General features: G+C 62.4%; 12 protein-coding genes. 7 read left to right on the top strand and 5 right to left on the bottom strand.

Going from position 1 to position 17916, the window contains the following annotated elements:
• Window positions 1-11: 11 nt before the first annotated feature.
• Entirely contained in the window at window positions 12-2039 is a 2028-nt protein-coding gene (locus tag JET17_RS01175; protein ID WP_012312184.1) for a DUF4034 domain-containing protein, read from the bottom strand.
• A gap of 254 nt (window positions 2040-2293) precedes the next feature.
• Between JET17_RS01175 and JET17_RS01170 the strand changes: the two genes are divergently transcribed.
• From JET17_RS01170 to JET17_RS01160, 3 genes are all read left to right on the top strand, one after another.
• Window positions 2294-3784, top strand: a complete 1491-nt coding sequence (locus JET17_RS01170; protein ID WP_012312183.1) for a YifB family Mg chelatase-like AAA ATPase — start codon at window positions 2294-2296, stop codon at window positions 3782-3784.
• 139 nt (window positions 3785-3923) lie between these two features.
• Entirely contained in the window at window positions 3924-4184 is a 261-nt protein-coding gene (locus tag JET17_RS01165; protein ID WP_012312182.1) for a DUF2790 domain-containing protein, read from the top strand.
• Between the two features lie 219 nt (window positions 4185-4403).
• Window positions 4404-5711 (top strand): Nramp family divalent metal transporter, encoded by a 1308-nt coding sequence (locus JET17_RS01160; protein WP_012312181.1) that lies wholly within the window; start codon window positions 4404-4406, stop codon window positions 5709-5711.
• A gap of 203 nt (window positions 5712-5914) precedes the next feature.
• Here the strand turns inward: JET17_RS01160 and JET17_RS01155 are convergent, their stop codons facing one another.
• Both JET17_RS01155 and JET17_RS01150 read right to left on the bottom strand, forming a co-directional pair.
• Window positions 5915-6289, bottom strand: a complete 375-nt coding sequence (locus JET17_RS01155) for a response regulator transcription factor (RefSeq protein ID WP_012312180.1) — start codon at window positions 6287-6289, stop codon at window positions 5915-5917.
• Window positions 6286-7278, bottom strand: coding sequence for a response regulator (locus tag JET17_RS01150; RefSeq protein ID WP_012312179.1), 993 nt, complete (start codon window positions 7276-7278; stop codon window positions 6286-6288). Before JET17_RS01150 ends, JET17_RS01155 begins: the two co-directional genes overlap by 4 nt.
• 241 nt (window positions 7279-7519) lie before the next feature.
• On the opposite strand from JET17_RS01150, the gene JET17_RS01145 reads away from it, so the two are divergent.
• Window positions 7520-12577 carry a trifunctional serine/threonine-protein kinase/ATP-binding protein/sensor histidine kinase gene (locus JET17_RS01145; protein WP_012312178.1) on the top strand — a complete coding sequence of 1686 codons (5058 nt, stop codon included), beginning with the start codon at window positions 7520-7522 and terminating at the stop codon, window positions 12575-12577.
• Between the two features lie 59 nt (window positions 12578-12636).
• Here the strand turns inward: JET17_RS01145 and ycaC are convergent, their stop codons facing one another.
• Window positions 12637-13263: an isochorismate family cysteine hydrolase YcaC gene (gene ycaC / locus JET17_RS01140; RefSeq protein ID WP_012312177.1), complete on the bottom strand. Its 627-nt coding sequence runs from the start codon at window positions 13261-13263 to the stop codon at window positions 12637-12639.
• A gap of 73 nt (window positions 13264-13336) precedes the next feature.
• Complete coding sequence (locus tag JET17_RS01135; protein ID WP_012312176.1) at window positions 13337-13708, bottom strand: helix-turn-helix domain-containing protein; 372 nt, start codon at window positions 13706-13708, stop codon at window positions 13337-13339.
• Between the two features lie 178 nt (window positions 13709-13886).
• On the opposite strand from JET17_RS01135, the gene JET17_RS01130 reads away from it, so the two are divergent.
• The 3 genes from JET17_RS01130 to JET17_RS01120 all read left to right on the top strand — a co-directional run bounded on the left by JET17_RS01130 (window position 13887) and on the right by JET17_RS01120 (window position 17839).
• On the top strand, window positions 13887-14861 hold the full coding sequence (locus JET17_RS01130; RefSeq protein ID WP_012312175.1) for a GlxA family transcriptional regulator: 975 nt from the start codon (window positions 13887-13889) through the stop codon (window positions 14859-14861).
• 162 nt (window positions 14862-15023) lie between these two features.
• Window positions 15024-16811 carry a monovalent cation:proton antiporter-2 (CPA2) family protein gene (locus tag JET17_RS01125; protein ID WP_012312174.1) on the top strand — a complete coding sequence of 596 codons (1788 nt, stop codon included), beginning with the start codon at window positions 15024-15026 and terminating at the stop codon, window positions 16809-16811.
• A gap of 116 nt (window positions 16812-16927) precedes the next feature.
• Window positions 16928-17839 carry a LysR substrate-binding domain-containing protein gene (locus JET17_RS01120; RefSeq protein ID WP_012312173.1) on the top strand — a complete coding sequence of 304 codons (912 nt, stop codon included), beginning with the start codon at window positions 16928-16930 and terminating at the stop codon, window positions 17837-17839.
• Window positions 17840-17916 lie beyond the last annotated feature (77 nt).

The following is a 17916-nucleotide window of genomic DNA, read 5'->3' as shown; positions in this document are numbered from 1 at the left end:
GCGCCCTGCCCTCACGCGGGAGCCCGCAGCCGGCCGGGTGCCTGGCTGCTTGGCTTGGGCGGCAGCTCACTGGCATGCAGGTCCCCTCGAAACAGCGTTGCACCGCACACCGTGAACAGCGTCCTGAACAGGTTGTGCGAATTGCGAATCCGGGCCTGAATGCCCTCGATGACCGAATCCCCTGGCTGCAGCGCGACCGCACGGTTGGCCCATTCGATGGCCGCGAAGCGGCTCGGCTTGCGCGTACCATGCCCGTGCATCCAGGCCAGGCCAAGCTCCGCGCTGGCACGCCCGGCTATCGCGCAATCAACGTAGTGCACCAGATCCAGCAGGTAGGCGACTGCCTCTGCACGCTCCCGGGGGTCGCCGAACTGGCGCTGCAGAATGGCCAACTGCAAGCGGGCCTGGGCATCGAGCGCCTCGTTGCCCAGGCAATCGAGCAGCAAGCGCCTTACCGCCAGCATCGCGCTACGCTCGCTCAAGTTCTGGTCATTACGCATGCGTTGGCAGGCCAGGTCGTACTTGGCCATCTGGCTGCCTGCCTGCGCGGCACACAGCAGCCAATGCGCTGCTGCACCAGAGTCTATGTAGTGTTCCGGCGTCCCCTCGAGCCGACCGCAATGCAGCGCGTAAAGCGCGGCGGCGGCATCGGGCAACTTGCACTCGGCACACTGCCTGTAGAGGAAATACGCGGCCTCGTAATACTTGGCGGCCCAAAGCAGGCGCGCTACCTCGAGTACATCAAAGCCCAGCCCCTCGCGGCCGCACTGTCGTTTAACCGCAGCGTTCAGCCAGGTGCGGGCCTGCTCGGCGCATTGCCTGAAACCCCACAACCCGAACTGGTGCCCCACGGACCGCAAAGCACAGGCCGCCGCTTGCCTGCGGTTTTCGCTTAACCGCTCGATGGCGATACGCAAGCTTTGCGCATCGTCTTGCACGCCATGTGTCACTACCAGGCAAACAAAGCTGTAGAACGGCTCACCAATGGCCGGTACGAAGCCCTGATCGGGGTATAGCGCCACAGAAGCGACGAAGTCGTGCATCGCACCGGGGTAATCCTTTAGCGAAAAGCGGCGAAAAGCCCCTCGTCGGGCCATGAGCGTGGCGCGTTCCTTTGGCCTGAGCTCGCGTTGCATCCACGGCTCGAAGAGTCGCTGCCAAGCCGCGACTTGCTGCACCTGATCGGCAGAAGGCAGCCGGAACTGATCCTCAAGTGCCAGCCAACGGATCGCATTACGCAGGGTTTCAGGCCAGCCCCGGCATAAAGGGCCGCTGGCCACGGCATCAATGGCCTCATAACTACCGCCCCAACGGGGTGTGAGGTAGCTGGCATAGGCCTCGACCACCTCGAAGCAGCCAGGGAACCAGTTCAAGGCATGGCGCAGCCAGTAGTCCCGCGCAGGCTCCTGCTCAGCCAGCAGGCGGTGAGTCAGGCACGAAGGCAGCACTTGCGGCAGCTCAACCAGGGGTGCCAGCCCATATTTGACCAGCAGCGGTGCCGCAGCCTCCTGCACTTCGACATCGGCATGGGCACTGGGCCGAAAGCACGCCGTCCGGCCCTGAAACAGCTCCACCAGCCAGCCCGGTTCACGAAAATGCGCACTGATCTGCAACATACCGATCGCCGCCGCTACAGGCTGCGCGCAACGCTCAATGGCCCGCAGAAAGTGCGCTGCGGCCATTTCGCAGGCCTGCTCGGCGGCCAGCCAGCGCGCTGCGGACACCTCATTGGCGGCAGCCGTACCGCGAATACGGCAAGCGCGATTGAAGCAGTGAAAGCCCATGGCTACCTGGGGGTGATAAGCCTTGGGGCAGGCGTCGATCCACGCTTTGAGGCGTTGCGTCAGGGCCTTGCTGCCTTCTACATCCCAGTCGACCAGCATGTGCCCCTGAACGGCTTCAAGGTAGGCCGGGCACTCCCCTGGGCGCGCTTGCCGCCACTGCGCCTGAAGGGTATCGAAGAAATGGTTGAGTTCAGCGAACTCCTTGGCCTTTACCTGTTCATGGATCTGCTGGCGGATGCGAGTGAGCGTTTGCACGGGCAGTACCTTAAGTCCATTTGGAGGAGACGCATTGCCATCCCATGGCAAGGCAGTAACGGTTGAACACTAAGCCATAGCTTTGCCAGGCGCAAAGATATTGGATCCATTGTTTGTCAGGTTGTATGAAAAGCAGGGGAGATCCCTGACCTGAAAAACAAGGACGCACTCTTCTTGCGCTTGTTCCCCCTACCCTCTCTATGCTTGCCCAAGCCGCAGGAAGCGGCGTCCTCATCATCGACAACGGAGCGTCCATGTCCCTTGCCCTCGTCCACAGCCGCGCCCAGGTTGGCGTGCAGGCACCTGCTGTCAGCGTCGAAACCCACCTGGCCAACGGCCTGCCCCACCTCACCCTGGTCGGCCTGCCCGAAACCACCGTCAAGGAAAGCAAAGACAGGGTGCGCAGCGCCATCGTCAACTCCGGGCTGAACTACCCGCAAAGGCGCATCACCCAAAACCTGGCACCGGCAGACCTGCCCAAGGACGGCGGGCGCTACGACCTGGCCATCGCCCTGGGCATCCTTGCCGCTGACGGCCAAGTGCCGGTGGCCACGTTGACCGACATCGAATGCCTGGGCGAGCTGGCGCTTTCGGGCAAGCTGCGTCCGGTGCAGGGCGTGCTGCCTGCTGCACTGGCGGCGCGGGAGGCTGGCCGGGCACTGGTGGTGCCGCGGGAAAACGCCGAAGAGGCGAGCCTGGCGGGTGGGCTGGTGGTGTACGCCGTGGGGCACCTGCTGGAACTGGTCGCGCACCTCAACGGCCAGGTGCCGCTGCCTCCCTTTGCCGCCAACGGTCTGTTGCTGCACAGCCGCCCTTACCCCGACCTCAGCGAGGTGCAGGGCCAGGTGGCCGCCAAGCGTGCCTTGCTGCTGGCGGCTTCAGGTGCGCATAACCTGCTGTTCACGGGGCCGCCCGGCACGGGCAAGACACTACTCGCCAGCCGCCTGCCCGGTCTGCTGCCGCCGCTGGATGAGCATGAAGCGCTGGAAGTGGCAGCCATCCAGTCGGTAAGCGGGCACAAACCGCTTGATAGCTGGCCGCAACGGCCGTTTCGCCATCCGCACCACTCAGCGTCCGGGCCCGCGCTGGTAGGCGGAAGCAGCCGGCCACAGCCAGGTGAAATCACCCTGGCGCACCATGGGGTACTGTTTCTGGATGAGCTTCCGGAGTTCGAGCGCCGTGTACTTGAGGTGCTTCGCGAGCCGCTGGAGTCTGGCGAGATCGTGATTGCCCGGGCACGGGACAAAGTACGCTTTCCGGCGCGCTTCCAACTGGTGGCGGCCATGAACCCGTGCCCTTGCGGTTACCTGGGCGACCCCACGGGCCGCTGCCGCTGCAGCACCGAACAGATCCAGCGCTACCGCAACAAGCTTTCCGGCCCGCTACTGGACCGCATCGACCTGCACCTGACCGTGGCGCGCGAAACCACCACGCTCAACAATCAACCTTGCGGCGAGACAAGTGCCGATGTGGCGGCCCGGGTGGCCGAGGCGCGCGAGGTGCAGCACCGGCGACAAGGCTGTGCCAATGCGTTTCTGGACCTTGAGGGGCTACGACGGCACTGTGAATTGTGCGCTGCCGACCAGGCCTGGCTGGAGAGTGCCTGCGAGCGCCTGACGCTTTCCCTGCGCGCCGCACACAGGCTGTTGAAGGTAGCACGCACGCTGGCCGACCTGGAGGGGGCCAGCACGATTGCCAGGGCGCATCTGGCCGAAGCCCTGCAGTACCGGCCGGGAAGTCATTAGCCCTACGGCCAGCCCTTCATATGCGCACTCAATGCTGCCCATAGCAGCAATATATTTTGCGCGCTAACTAATTGCGCGCAATATTAGTTCCAGACAGCAAGCAATCGTCGCCACCCCTTACTGAATCTGGAGAACGACCATGACCCTTCGCACCGTTTTCGCACTCACCCTCGCTACCCTTGCACTGGGCACCAGCGCCGGCGCCTTTGCCCAGTCCACCGAAGCGACGCCCTACCACTACGGCATGAACCTGGACATCGCCGAAGTGATCAGCCTCGCCCCCTCGGCCACAAGCCAAGGCCAGGCAAGCACCGCGACCATGACCTACCGGGACAGCACTGGCCAGGTTCGGAGCATTCGCTACTACCAACCAGACGACGCTCAAGGCAACCAGAACTAAATGCCCATGCGAGTTCGAAGAAGGCCGTGCAAACGGCCTTTTTCATTTGCAGGATACTGGCACTTTCGAGGCATCTGCTCGCGACACCAGTAGTAACAAGGCATCACCTAAAATCTGTAATACTTAGAAACATTTGAAAACAAAATGTAGTTGTACGACATCCTATCTATTGTGTTCGACTGCGCTCGTTTAACAAGAACAATAATCGGAGACATCCCCATGTCGAGCATTCATTCGGCCGAGGGCAGTGCTGCCACACCCTCTCAAGGCCGTGTAACACGGCTGATCAAACTGCTGGGCCCAGGTATCATCGCGGTGCTGTCCTGGCTTGGCGCAGGTGATCTGATAACCTCATCCGTAGCCGGCGCCAACTACGGTTACGCCATGATGTGGGTACTGGCCGTTTCGCTGCTGCTCAGATACCTGATCGTCAACATCATCGCCCGCTTCCAGCTGTGCAATAACCAAGGCATGACCATCCTTCAGGGGTATGCGCAACTGCACCCCGTATTTGCCTGGTTCATGCTGGCCTATGCGCTGCTGATGGGCCACCTGATGAACGCCTACATGATCAAGGGCGCCGGCGAAGCCTTGGCGATGCTGTTGCGCATCGACTATCCGCTGCTGTGCTCGATGGCTGTAGTGCTGGCTGTGTGGATGCTGGTCGGGCGCAACATCTACGCAATGATCGAAGGCGTGATGAAGGTCCTGCTGGCCGTGATGACGCTGGCGTTTCTGGCACTGGCCGTGATGTCTGGCCCGGATGTGGCCGGTATCGTCAAAGGTACTATCGGCTTCAGCATCCCGGCTGACGAAGGCGTGCACGGGGCGCTGCTGGTGGCGGTCTCGGTGATCGGCGCGGTGGCAGGCTCGGTGGCCAACTTCGTGCACCCGTACGTGATGCGCCAGAAGGGCTGGGTAGGCCCGCAACACAAACGCATCCAGCGCAACGACCTGCTGTTCGCGGTGTTCGTCGGTATCGTCATCAACCTGGCCATCTGGATCGTCGGCGCGGAAATCCTGCGGCCGAACGGCATCGAAGTGAAAACCCTCGGCGACCTGGGCAAGGCGCTGGAAATCTTCTTCGGCCCGATCGGCTGGTACATCTTCTTCATCGGCGTGTTCGCCACGCTGTTTGCCAGCATTTCCGGCAAGACCACGGCCTTCCCGATGCTGATTACCGATGCCTTCCAGCATGTACAGCCGCAGCGGCGCGAGCGTTACGGCAAAGAGTTCCACAAAGACCCGATGCACAAGTGGTTCATGCTGTTCATTCTGGTCACGCCGCTGATCTGGTCGATCCCGGGCATGCCCGACTTCGTGACCCTGACCATTGGCGTCAGTGCGTTGAACATCATCGGCTTGCCCGTCATTTCGCTGGGCCTGCTGATCATGTCCAACCAAAAGTCGCTGCTCAGCAAGGAATACCGCAACAACCTGTTCGAAAACATCGCGCTGGCATTCGCGACCGGGCTGGCGTTGTGGGTGGCCTTCCAGTTGGGTGTGGATCTGCTCGGCCTGGGCTGAGCCCCTTGCACCATCGCCGGCAGGCCGGCGATGGTGCACTGAAGGTTAACGCTGCCTGTTCTTGGCGATCTCGATATCGTCCATCAGCGCTCTGGCCAATAGGCTAAAAGCCATGAAGGAGATCGTACCCGGTCCACCCAGCCGTAAACCCATCGCTACTCAATTCTCCAAACAGGCCAATGCTGAAGCATTTGGTTTCAGGTTCAGAAATGTCTTAAAGCTGCCAGTGCTTCTTCGACAACCCGAAGCAAAACCTCTTCGCTGAACGGTTTACCAAGGCATGCCAAGGCCCCGTTGCGCATAGACGCCTCCACCGCCAAATCATCCCAATGCGCCGACATACAGATCACCGGCAACCGCCAACCCAGCCGCGCCATCTCCCGCTGAACCTCAAGGCCGCTCAACACAGGCATCTTCAGGTCCAACAGCACACAGCCGGCCATCGGTGCCAGGTCAGATGCCAGCAGCTCTTCACCTGAGGCGAACAGCAACGTGGCAACCCCGGCCGAACGCAACAGGTTGGCCAGGCTTTTTCGCACTGAAGCATCGTCATCAACGATACACACCGCACTGTTCATGCCGGGCCCTGGCCCTCGACACGCGATTCGATGACGTGGTGCATGGCTACCAGTTCGACCAGTGAGCGGGACTGCATCTTGTTCATGATGTTCTTCTTGTGGACCTTGGTCGTCACCTCACTGGTGCCGATCTGCTTGGCAATCTGCTTGTGCGAAAGGCCATCGACCACCAACGAGAACACCTGGCGCTCACGCTGGGTAAGGCGCTGGTATTTCTGCTTCACCTGCCGCGCTTGATGCCATTTGCGACCTTGCACCAGGGCACGTGCGCGCGCAGCGTCGAGTACCGCCAGCAACTGGTCTTCGTCAAAGGGCTTGGTCAGAAACTCCACCGCACCTGCGCGCATGGCTTGCACCGTCAGGGGGATGGTGCCGTAACCGGTCATGAAGATGATCGGCCAGGGCAGGTCGAGACGACGCAGCACATCCTGAACCTCCAGCCCGCTGGCCTCCGGTAGGTTCATGTCCAGCAACAGGCACGCGTAGGGCGTTTCGACCTGGCCTTCGAACAATTCTTCGGCCGAGGCATACAACCGATGCGCGATATCCTGCGAACGGAACAGCCGCGCCAGAGCCTTGCGCACCGACGGGTCGTCATCCACCACGAGCACCGGTACGCTCGCACTGTCGCCCAGAGGCACGAGGGCCTCTGCCGCATCCTTCAAGGGCGATCTACCCAGCGCAGTGCATGGCAGATCTAGGACAACGTCGACAGCCAGCCGGTAGCCTCGGCGTGGTACCGTCTGGATCAGACCCGGGGCGCCAAAGGCTTTGCGCAGCAAAGAGATCTGCACCTGCAGGTTGTTGTCTTCAACCACCGTGCCCGCCCAGACCTCGCTGAACAGCTCGTCCTTGCCGACCACGCGGCCCTTGGCCTTGATCAAAGTGGCCAGTACCTCGAACGCGCGCCCACCCAATGGGACCGGCTTGCCGTCGACAAAGGCTTCTCGCCGCTCCAACGATACTTGGGCATTGCCTAATCGGATCATGGGCTTCTCTCGCGGGCACGGGCGGTTGCGCGGCCTTGTGCAATCTAGGCCAGCGGGCGCGATGTAACAATTATCCCGAGGGATAGGTTGGCCTTAGGACTATACAAGCGCGCGCCGCTGCACCGGGGCTCATAACGGTCAAGATGGTGCCCATTCCTGCCAAGCGGCATGCATGCACCAAGCGCAAGGGTTTCGCTGCGTATACTCGCGCCTCTGGATGTCGCCAAGCAGGGGGTGATGGATGCTCGATGAACGCCTTGTGCAAAGGCCCGTCGATTACGCTCAGTCTATCGACGACGGCTGGTTGAGCCGGTGTGACATCACGCAACTGGACCAGGAAGGTGACCTCACCTACTTCCGCCTGCACGACCCCGTCACACGCCTGGCCTGGCTCGCCGTGCGCGCCCCGGTCGAAGCTCCAGCCGCCTGCCAACGCCTGGAGCGCGACTACCGTCTGCACCTTGACCCTGAGTGGGCGGTTCTCCCTTCGGCCTTTCTGCGCTCCGCCGAAGGCCCATTGCTGGTATACCCGGCCGGCCGTTCGATCGCTGACCTCATCGCCCAAGGCCCTGCCGCGCTTGCGCCCTTTCTCCGCGTTGCGGTAAACGCTGCGCGGGCCCTGGCGCAGGCACATGAGCACAATGTGCTGCATGGAGCCTTGCAACCGGAACACATCTGCATCGGGCAAGCGCTACGTGTTCGGCTTGGTTGCTTTCGCGCCGACACTCAAGTGCAGGGCAGCCCGCAGCAAATGGCGATCGGCAACTGGTCCTATCTGGCACCAGAGCAGCTCTGCGCCCATGGCACCAGCCGCGATCAGCGCAGCGACATCTATGCCTTGGGCGCGATCCTCTACCAGTTGCTGCTGGGCGAGCTGCCCTTGAGCGGGCGCGACACGCTGCACTGGCGCCAGCTGCATGCCGGCGTGCAACCGCGGGCAGCCAACGAAGTCGACGCCAGGGTGCCGCTGGCGCTCAGCGACATCCTCGCCAAAGCGCTGGCCAAAGAGCCTGAAGCCCGCTACCAGAGCGCACGTGCCCTGGCCATCGACCTTGACCACTGTCAACGGCAGTGGGCCGCCTCACAGGCCATCGAAGGCTTTGAACCGGGCAGCGCGGACGGTATCGCGCCCAGCCGCGAACGCCTGTACGGTCGCGATGCCGAACAGAAGGTGATCGCTCTGCTGATGAAAGCCTTGCGCCGTGACAGCACACCGCAAGCGCTGTTCGTCAGTGGTGCCACCGGCATGGGCAAGTCACGCCTGGTCGAAACGGCGCTGAAGGCCGGCGCCGACGGTTATTGGGCCATCGGGAAATGCAACAGCCTCGAACAGGCAGTGCCCTACGCGCCCTGGATCGAAATTCTGCAGTCGCTGGCCACGCAGTTGCTGGCGAAAAACAGCCAAGACCTCGAAACGCTGCGCCGCGAGATCCTGCGTCGGCTAAAAGGCCGCGGCCGACTGCTGGGCAAGCTGGCTCCTGACCTCAACCTGATCATCGGCCCACTGCCCGAACTGCCGGAAAAACCTACGCGGTCGGCACTGCAGAAGGAGCTACGGGCCATCGTCGAGTTCCTCCACGTGTTCAGCCGGCCCGGCCACCCGCTGGCGCTATTCCTGGATGACATGCAGTGGGCTGACGATGGCACACAGCACTTGCTGGCGGAGCTGTTCGCCAAGCCGCCGGGTAACCTTTTGCTGATTTTCGCCCGGCGCAACGATGCGCACCCCAGCAGCAATGCCTTCACGCCTGCTGCCGCTGTGCGCAGTACCACCTTGAACCTGCGCCCGCTTACCGTGAGCGCAGTGACAGAGCTTATTGGCGAGCGATACCACGTGCAGCCGGAGGCGGCTTTGGAGGTTGCGCAGCTGGTGCACGACAAGACCGCGGGCAACCCGTTTTTCATCAACCAGATTCTCACTGCGATGGTCGAGGATGGGCTGTTTACGTTCGACACCCAAGCCATGCGCTGGTCATGGTCACTGGACGCGGTGGCGCGCCACCGTTATGCCGATAACGTCGCCGACCTGATGGTCCAACGCATGGCCCGCCTGCCCGCTGTCCAGCGCGATGTGCTGCGCATTGCCAGCGCCGTGGGCAACCGCTGCGATGAGCGGTTGCTCGAGCGCATCCTGGCGCTGCCTGCAGGGCTACCCGCCGAATCGCTCAAAGCACTGACTGCCGCAGGCTTCCTTCTGCCTGGGCAGAGGGGCCTTGGTTTCGCCCATGACCGTGTGCAGGACGCCGCCTACGAACTCACGCCGATGCGTGAACGGGCACAGTTGCATGCGCGGATCGCGCAGGCCATGCAGCTTACATGGCAAGACGATCTGCAAGATGCCGTCTTCGATATCGCCAACCAGCTACAACGCGCCAGCCCGAAAGCGTTCGAAACGAATGACTGCGAGGCCTTCCTGCCATTACTGCACGAGGCCGCCCTGCGTGCGCGCGACAGTGGCGCCGTTGACCAGGCGGCCGCCTACCTGCACACCGCCGACCATGTGCTACGCGTCAGCGCGACACCCTCAGCCCATGCCGAACACGCCTTCAGCATCGCCTGCATGGCAGCGGAGTGCGACATGCAGCTGTCACGCATGCCGCAGGCTGAGGCCCGCCTCGCCGATTGCCAGAACCGGGCGAGAACGGCCCTTGACCAGGCACGGGTATGCAGGCTACAGGCACGCCTACATACCTTGCGCTGCGACTACCAAGCGGCCATCAGCGCAGCGGTCTACGGCCTTGAGCTACTGGGCATCACACTGGACCGCGGAAGCAATCAGGCCCAGGTCGAGGCCAGCTTTGCCCATGTGCAGGCCCTGATCGAGCGCAAAGGCCGCCACTGCCTGGAGTCACTGCCACGTTGCAATGCGCAGGAAGTGACGGTTGCCGTGGGCCTGCTGGCGACCCTTTCATCATCTTTTTTCGTCCAGGACGATATCTGTTTCCTGCACTTGGCCAAGCTCATGGAATTGTCCCTGAGCCAGGGTGTTGCGCCAGGCAGCACGTATGGGCTCGCCTGGTACGGCGTGATGATCGCCGAGCGCTTCGGTGCCTACCACGATGGGCATGCCTGCTGCCTGGCGGCGCTGAAACTGATCGAGCGTCACGGCTTCGAGGCAGACCTGACCAGCGCGCTGCTTGCCCTGGACCAGGTCAGCGCCTGGACCGCACCCATGGAATTCGCCCGGCGCACTGCCCTGGAGGCTATTGATTCAGGCCGCCTGAGCGGCGACCTGGCAATGAGTTGCTATGCCAGCAATCACTTGGTCTCGGACTCGCTGTTCATGGGGCGCTACCTGCCGGAAGTAGCCGATGAGGTGGCACAGGGCCTGGCCACCGTGCGCAGGTACAGCTACAGCGACATTGAACATATCCTGTTGGCCCAGCAAGCATTCGTCGCCGACCTGTGTGGCAACGCCTTCTCAGGCTCGACCGCAGGGGTGAAATCACGAACGACTCTGTTCTTCAAACACCTGTTCAGCGGCATGTCGGCCTTCTATCTGGGCAACATCAAGCAGGCCATACACAGCCTCGCCTGTGCTGGCGAGCATGCCTGGGCGGCACCCGCGCACATCAACCTGGCGGACTACCACCTGTTTCATGGCCTGGCTCTGGGCAGCCCGGAAGCACCTGGCAGCCTTGCCAGTAAACTGGCCGCGCTGCAGGCAGTGCGCGTGCGCTTTGCCAGCTGGGCCAACTTCAACCCGGTTACCTTCCGCAACAAGCTGCTGTTGATAGAAGGGGTCATCGCCAAACTCAATGGCGACGGCATGGCCGCCATCCGCTGCTTCGATCAGGCGCAGATCGCCGCCACTGCGGCCGGTTTCATTCATGAACAGGCTCTGGCTCATGAACAACTGGCCGAGGTGTGCATCCCCAACGGGTTGATCTCTGGCGCCAACCTGCACCTGCGCATTGCCCGCGACTGTTTTCATATCTGGGGCGCGACAGGCAAAGTACGCCAACTCGAGACACTGCACCCGTTCCTGCGCACCCAGCCGGTACAGGAAACCCACCGTTCTTCCAGCCAGGCGCGGCTGGACCTGGAAGCGGGTATCGAAGCTGCGCGGGCGCTGTCCGAAGAGGTGTTGCTCGAAGGCCTCATCGAGACGCTTATGGGCCACCTGACCCAGCACTCCGGTGCCGATCACGGCGCACTGCTGATCGTCAGTGGCGCCGAGTTCCAGATGGCTGCCCTGGCCTATATCGATGATGTCGGCCTGCATGTGCGCATGGACAACTGCCAGAAATTCCTCACCCAGGCCCCGCTGTCGATCATCAACGCCACCATGCGCACCAAGAAACCGCTGGTGCTCAACGATGCCCTGAGCGAATGCCCGGAAGCCTTCCGCCAGGAGCTGCAGGCGCGTAATGCGCGCTCGGTACTGTGCCTGCCACTGGTTATTCAGGGTGTGCTGATTGGCCTGGTCTACCTGGAGAACCGCCTGGTGCCGAACCTGTTCGGCGGCCAGCGCCTGGCCATGCTGGAGATTCTGGCATCACAAGCGGCGGTGTCGCTGCAGACAGCAAAGTTCTATACCCGTCTGGCAGAAGACAACCAGACTCGCGCGCAGATGGAAGCCGAACTGCGCCGTTCACGTGCGCAGCTTGCCAGCAGTGCGCACCAGCAGGTGATGAACGAGCTTTCGGCATCCATCGCCCACGAGATCAGCCAGCCGCTTCTGGGTATCGCCTCCAATGCCGCAGCCAGCCTGCGCTGGCTCAAGCGCGAAACGCCCGATCTGAAGGAAGCCATTGCCGGCCTCGAAGACATTCGCAACGACAGCGAGCGCGCAGCCAACATCGTGCGGGCACTGCGTTCGCTGGCCAAACAAACGCCGATGCAACTCAAGACGGTGAAGCTGGACGAACTGATTCTGGAAGTAGTGCGGCTGACCTCTGGCGATGCCGGCAAATGCAAGGTGGATGTGCAGACCCGGCTGCATGCAGCGGTAAGCGTGATGGCTGACCCGGTGCAGTTGCAGCAGTTGGTGTTCAACCTCATCACCAATGCGCTGGAGGCGCTGGCGGGCTATCGCAGTGATGGGCGGCTGCAGATTTCATCCGAGGTGCTGGCAGACAAAGTGGAGATCTGCGTCGACGATAACGGCCCGGGCATCGCTCCAGAGGAGCGGGATCAGGTCTTCGGGGCGTTCTACACGACCAAGAGCGGCGGTTTGGGGATGGGCCTGGCGATCTGCAATTCGGTGGTACAGGCCCATGGAGGGCAGTTGCAGGCGCAGGTTTCGGCGCTTGGTGGGTGCAGGATTCGGCTTACCATCCCGGTGCAGCAGGTCTGAATTCTGCTGTCTGCACCGGCTTGCAGGCGATTGGGCCGCATAGCGGCCCTTGATTCACATCAACGCGCGCTCAAGGCCGCATAGCTGTTCATCAGGTTGCGGTAGTTTGGAATGCGCTGTGACAGCAGGTTGCCCAGCCCTTCGATATCGTTGCGCCAGTCACGGTGCAGCTCACAGGCCACCGAGAACCAGTTCATCATCTGCGCGCCCGCCTCGGTCATGCGTACCCACGCTGCCTGCTGCACGGTTTGATTGAAGGTGCCCGATGCATCTGTCACCACGAAAACCTCGAAACCCTCGGCCAGTGCCGAGAGGGTCGGGAACGCCACGCACACATCGGTAACCACACCGGCAATGATCAGTTGCTTGCGGCCGGTGGCCTTGATTGCCTTGACGAAGTCCTCGTTGTCCCAGGCATTGATCTGGCCAGGGCGGGCGATGTACGGCGCGTCCGGGAACATCTCTTTGAGTTCAGGCACCAGCGGACCGTTAGGACCTTGTTCGAAGCTAGTGGTGAGAATGGTCGGCAGCCCGAAGAACTTGGCAAGGTCGCCCAGCGCCAGAACGTTGTTCTTGAATTCATTTGGCGAGAAGTCCTGCACCAGTGAGATAAGGCCGGTCTGGTGGTCGACCAGCAACACCACGGCGTCGTCTTTGTTCAGGCGCTTGTAATCTGGTTGGCTCATTGGGGTAACTCCTTGGGTGGGGAAAATGGCCTCGGTACTGTCCCGAGGGCTTATACCTGTGGATAAAACCGTCTTAAGGATGTGCGTCGATGCGCGCTGCCTGGCGCCAGGCCTTGGGCGGTTGGCCGACCAAGCGGCTGAAGGCGCGAGTGAAATGGGCCTGGTCGCAAAAACCGCACTCCAGGCTCACATGGGTGATAGGCGCCTCGGTGGCCAACAGGCGCTTGGCCTTCTCCATCCGCGCCAGCAGTCGCCAGGCCTGGGGCGAAAGGCCGGTGTTGACCTTGAAGGCACGGGAGAAATGGCTACGGGTGAGGTTGCACACCCCTGCGATCTCAATGATCGACAGCGAGCTGCGCAGCATCAGTTCCTTGGCCTGGCGTAACCGCGCGGGGGTCAGGGCACCGGGGGAATGAGGGTTGTCTTCGGGCGTGCCAGGGTTCATGGCGGCTCTCCTGTTCAATGCAGGAAGTCTCGCCCTCGGGACATGACAAAGTCCTGAGCCAAACCTGAATAGTTCTTAATTGTGCACTGCTGGCCCCGATGCCCTGCCGATAACTTAAAATGCACTCCGAATTCAGCTTCAGGCCGCACAAGCGGCCAGCATTCAAGGCGTAAGAGGTATGCAGGAAAATCCCGCTCATCGCACCGTGGTCATGGTGCTGTTCAACGATGTGCTGTTGCTGGATGTCACGGGGCCCATGGACGCCTTCGCCATCGCCAACCGGTTCTTGCCCGAAGACAGGCGCTACCGGCTGATCACCGTGGCCGAAAGCCAAAGTGCCATTCGGGGCTCCTGTGGCCTGAAGGTCATGGCAGACCTGCGCCTGGAAGACCTACCGGGCAACGTCGACCTGCTACTGGTGCCCGGCGGGCCAGGAGCCTATGACGTCGCCCTGCCCAGGCTGGAGCGCTGGCTTGGGCACGCCGTGCACAGTGCCAAACGCTTCGGCGCCATCTGCACCGGAGTGTTCCTGCTCGGGCGGGCCGGGCTGCTGGGCGGCTATCGCTGTACCACCCACTGGAATTATGTGGAGCGCCTGGCACGCGCATTCCCCGAGGCGAAAGTCGAGACCGAGCAGATCTATGTGGTCGACCGTGGCCTGATCACTTCAGGTGGTATAACCGCAGGTATCGACCTGGCGTTGGCCGTCGTCGCAGAAGATCACGGCAAGGCGCTGGCCCTGGAAGTGGCCAAGGTGCTACTGGTGGCCCGTCATCGCCAGGGCGGGCAGACGCCCTACAGTCCACTGCTCGCGGCGGTGCCACGGGACGGCTCGGTAACAGCACGGGTACAAGCGTATGTCGTCGATCATATCGACCAGGCCTTTACCGTGCAGAAGATGGCCGATCTGGTGGCGATGAGTGGGCGCAACTTCGCGCGTACCTTTCAGCGCGAGGTGGGCATCACGCCGTTGCAGTACCTGCAGAACGCGCGGATCGACCAGGCACGCAAACTGCTCGAAGGCAGCGACCGGCCGTTAAAAGTGGTGGCGGCGCAATGTGGCTTTGGCAGCGACCGGCATATGCGCAAAGTGTTCTGCGAGCGGATAGGGATGACGCCGGCGCAGTATCGGGCGCAGTTTGGCGGCATTTGAGCTGATAGATCTCTGTTGCCCGCAAAGAGGCCAGGCAAGACTGTCACACTTGGTGGGACAATGTTTCTCCTCTCCGGCAGATTGTCTTAGGCACCGGCAATCCCCAGAATTGCCCGCCACACTGTTCTAACGCTGCCCCGGCAGCTCATGGAGTTCGAGCCAATGCCACACGAAGGCAGCCTTCTGCAAACCGCGGTGATCTTCTTGCTCGCCGCCGTCCTCGCCGTCCCCCTGGCCAAACGCCTGCAACTTGGCGCCGTCATCGGCTACCTGCTGGCTGGCGTGGCCATCGGCCCACAGGCCTTGGGTCTTATCCGCGACACCGAAAGCGTGGCGCACATTTCCGAACTGGGCGTGGTCTTGCTGTTGTTCATCATCGGCCTGGAATTGTCGCCCAAGCGCCTGTGGCTGATGCGTAAGTCAGTGTTCGGCGTCGGTACTGCACAGGTGCTGCTGACCGGCGCACTCATCGGCGCCATCGCCCTGTTCGGCTTCGGCCAGTCACTCTCTGCCGCCATCGTGGTAGGCCTTGGCCTGGCCCTTTCGTCCACCGCCCTGGGCCTGCAGAGCCTGGCCGAGAACAAGCAGCTCAACGCCCCGCATGGCCGCCTGGCATTCGCCATCTTGCTGTTCCAGGACATCGCCGCGATCCCGCTGATCGCCCTGGTGCCACTGCTGGCCGCCAGCGGCCCGGAGACCAGCCACGGTGACAGCCTGCAACATGGCCTGAACGTCTTCGCCAGCATCGCTGTGGTGATCGTCGGCGGGCGCTACCTACTGCGCCCGGTGTTCCGCATCGTGGCCCGCACCGGCCTACCGGAAGTGTCCACCGCCACCGCGCTGCTGGTAGTGATCGGCACCGCCTGGCTGATGGAGGAAGCAGGCATTTCCATGGCCCTGGGCGCCTTCCTCGCGGGCCTGCTGCTGGCCGACTCGGAATACCGGCATGAGCTGGAATCGCAGATCGAACCGTTCAAAGGCCTGCTGCTGGGGCTGTTTTTCATGAGTGTCGGCATGGGCGCAAACCTCAGCCTGCTGCTGGAAATGCCGCTCGTTCTGCTGGGCCTGACCCTGTTGTTGGTGACGGTCAAACTGGTGCTGCTGATCGGCGTCGGCCGCCTGGCCGGAGGCCTGAACAGCGCCAGCGCACTGCGCCTGGGGATGGTGCTGGCCGCCGGTGGTGAGTTCGCCTTCGTGGTGTTCAAGCTGGGCAAGGACCAGGGCCTGTTCGACACTCAGACCTACGACCTGCTGCTGATGACCATAACCCTGTCGATGGCCATCACCCCGCTGCTGATGCTCGGCTGCGCCCGCGCCCTCAAGCACACGCAACCTGCACGCGAAGTACCCGAGCAATACAAGGCCATCGATGCCGGTACCCCGCGTGTGGTGATCGTCGGCATGGGCCGCATGGGGCAAATCGTCTCGCGTATCCTGCGGGCGCAGAAAATCCCCTTCGTCGCCCTGGAAACCTCGGTGGACGCCATCGAGATGACCCGCATGTTCGAACAGGCCCCGGTGTTCTACGGCGACCCGCAGCGCCCCGAGGTGCTGCATGCAGCCAAGGTCGGCGAAGCGGAGTATTTCGTCATCACCACCGACGACCCGGAAGTGACCACACGCACGGCAGAGCGGGTCAAACGCCTGTACCCACACCTTAAGGTACTGGCACGCGCGCGTAACCGGCAGCATGTGCACAAACTGGTAGACGTGGGCGCAGAGCCAATTCGCGAGACGTTCTATTCGAGCCTGGAAATGACCCGCCGGGCGCTGGTCGGGTTGGGGCTGAGCAGTGAACAGGCGGCGGACCGCATCGATCGGTTTGCCCAGCATGACGAGGAAGTGCTGGAAGCGCAGGGGCAGGTGCGTGATGACCGGGCCAAGGTGATGCAGACGGCCAAGGAAGCGCGGGTGGAGTTGGAGCGGTTGTTTGATTCGGATGCGGATTAAGCTTCAGGCAAATTTCCGGATTGGCCAGCCTGTTCTCAAGGGCAACTGATTTGGCGCTCCGGCAAAAGCGATAGACTGCGAAAATTGCCCTTAGCGTTCCACCTGGAGAACGATCATTGGAAGACCTCAACTCCCTCTACTACTTCACCCAAGTGGTAGAGCACGGCGGCTTCGCCCCGGCCGGGCGGGCGCTGGACATGCCCAAGTCGAAACTCAGCCGCCGCATCGCCGACCTTGAGGACCGCCTGGGCGTGCGCCTGCTGCACCGCACCAGCCGGCACTGTTCGCTCACCGAGATCGGCCAGGCCTACTACAACCGTTGCCTGGCCATGCGCGTAGAAGCCGAGGGCGCGGCAGAAATCATCGAGCGCAACCGCAGCGAACCGCGCGGGCTGGTGCGCATCAGCTGCCCGACTACCCTGCTCAACTCCTGGGTCGGGCCAATGCTCACCCGCTACATGCTCAAGTATCCGCAGGTAGAGCTGTTCATCGAGAGCACCAACCGCCGCGTCGACCTGCTGCACGAAGGCTTCGACGTAGCGCTGCGCGTGCGCTTCCCGCCGCTGGAAAACACCGACATGGTGATGAAAGTACTGAGCAACAGCACCCAGTGCCTGGTGGGGCACCCGCAGTATCTGGAGCACTTGCCCAAGGGCTTCAACCCGCAGTTGCTCGGCACGCTGCCCAGCGTGCATTGGGGTAGCGCCCAGCGCGAGTACCAGTGGGAGCTGTTCCAGGGCGAGGACATGAGCCGCAGCATCGTGATCCCGCACACACCGCGCATGGTCACCGATGACCTGTTTGCCCTGCGCCATTTCGTGGTGGCCGGAGTTGGTATCGCGCACTTGCCACGGGTGGCGGTGCGCGAAGACCTGGCCGAAGGCCGTTTGGTGGAGCTGTTGCCGCAGTGGCACCCGCGCTGCGGCATCGTGCATGCCATCTTCCCTTCGCGGCGTGGGTTGCTGCCGTCGGTGCGGTCGCTGATCGATCACCTGGCGGAGGAATTCGCGATCAGCGACATGGCCTGAGTCAGTACAGGCCCTATCGCAGGCTTGCCGGCGATAGGGCCATCTAAACCAGCACACCCTTACAAGACCCTGTTCTA

The sequence above is a fragment of the Pseudomonas putida genome (assembly GCF_016406145.1).
Lineage (GTDB): Bacteria > Pseudomonadota > Gammaproteobacteria > Pseudomonadales > Pseudomonadaceae > Aquipseudomonas > Aquipseudomonas putida_E.
This window is presented reverse-complemented; position numbering and strand designations above follow the sequence as displayed.

Excerpts from the sequence above, each read along its gene's own strand:
- JET17_RS01145 (WP_012312178.1), top strand. The coding sequence starts at position 7,520 with ATGCTCGATGAACGCCTTGTGCAAAGGCCCGTCGATTACGCTCAGTCT.
- JET17_RS01160 (WP_012312181.1), top strand. The coding sequence starts at position 4,404 with ATGTCGAGCATTCATTCGGCCGAGGGCAGTGCTGCCACACCCTCTCAA.
- JET17_RS01130 (WP_012312175.1), top strand. The coding sequence starts at position 13,887 with ATGCAGGAAAATCCCGCTCATCGCACCGTGGTCATGGTGCTGTTCAAC.
- JET17_RS01150 (WP_012312179.1), bottom strand. The coding sequence starts at position 7,278 with ATGATCCGATTAGGCAATGCCCAAGTATCGTTGGAGCGGCGAGAAGCC.
- JET17_RS01155 (WP_012312180.1), bottom strand. The coding sequence starts at position 6,289 with ATGAACAGTGCGGTGTGTATCGTTGATGACGATGCTTCAGTGCGAAAA.
- ycaC (WP_012312177.1), bottom strand. The coding sequence starts at position 13,263 with ATGAGCCAACCAGATTACAAGCGCCTGAACAAAGACGACGCCGTGGTG.
- JET17_RS01125 (WP_012312174.1), top strand. The coding sequence starts at position 15,024 with ATGCCACACGAAGGCAGCCTTCTGCAAACCGCGGTGATCTTCTTGCTC.
- JET17_RS01170 (WP_012312183.1), top strand. The coding sequence starts at position 2,294 with ATGTCCCTTGCCCTCGTCCACAGCCGCGCCCAGGTTGGCGTGCAGGCA.
- JET17_RS01135 (WP_012312176.1), bottom strand. The coding sequence starts at position 13,708 with ATGAACCCTGGCACGCCCGAAGACAACCCTCATTCCCCCGGTGCCCTG.
- JET17_RS01165 (WP_012312182.1), top strand. The coding sequence starts at position 3,924 with ATGACCCTTCGCACCGTTTTCGCACTCACCCTCGCTACCCTTGCACTG.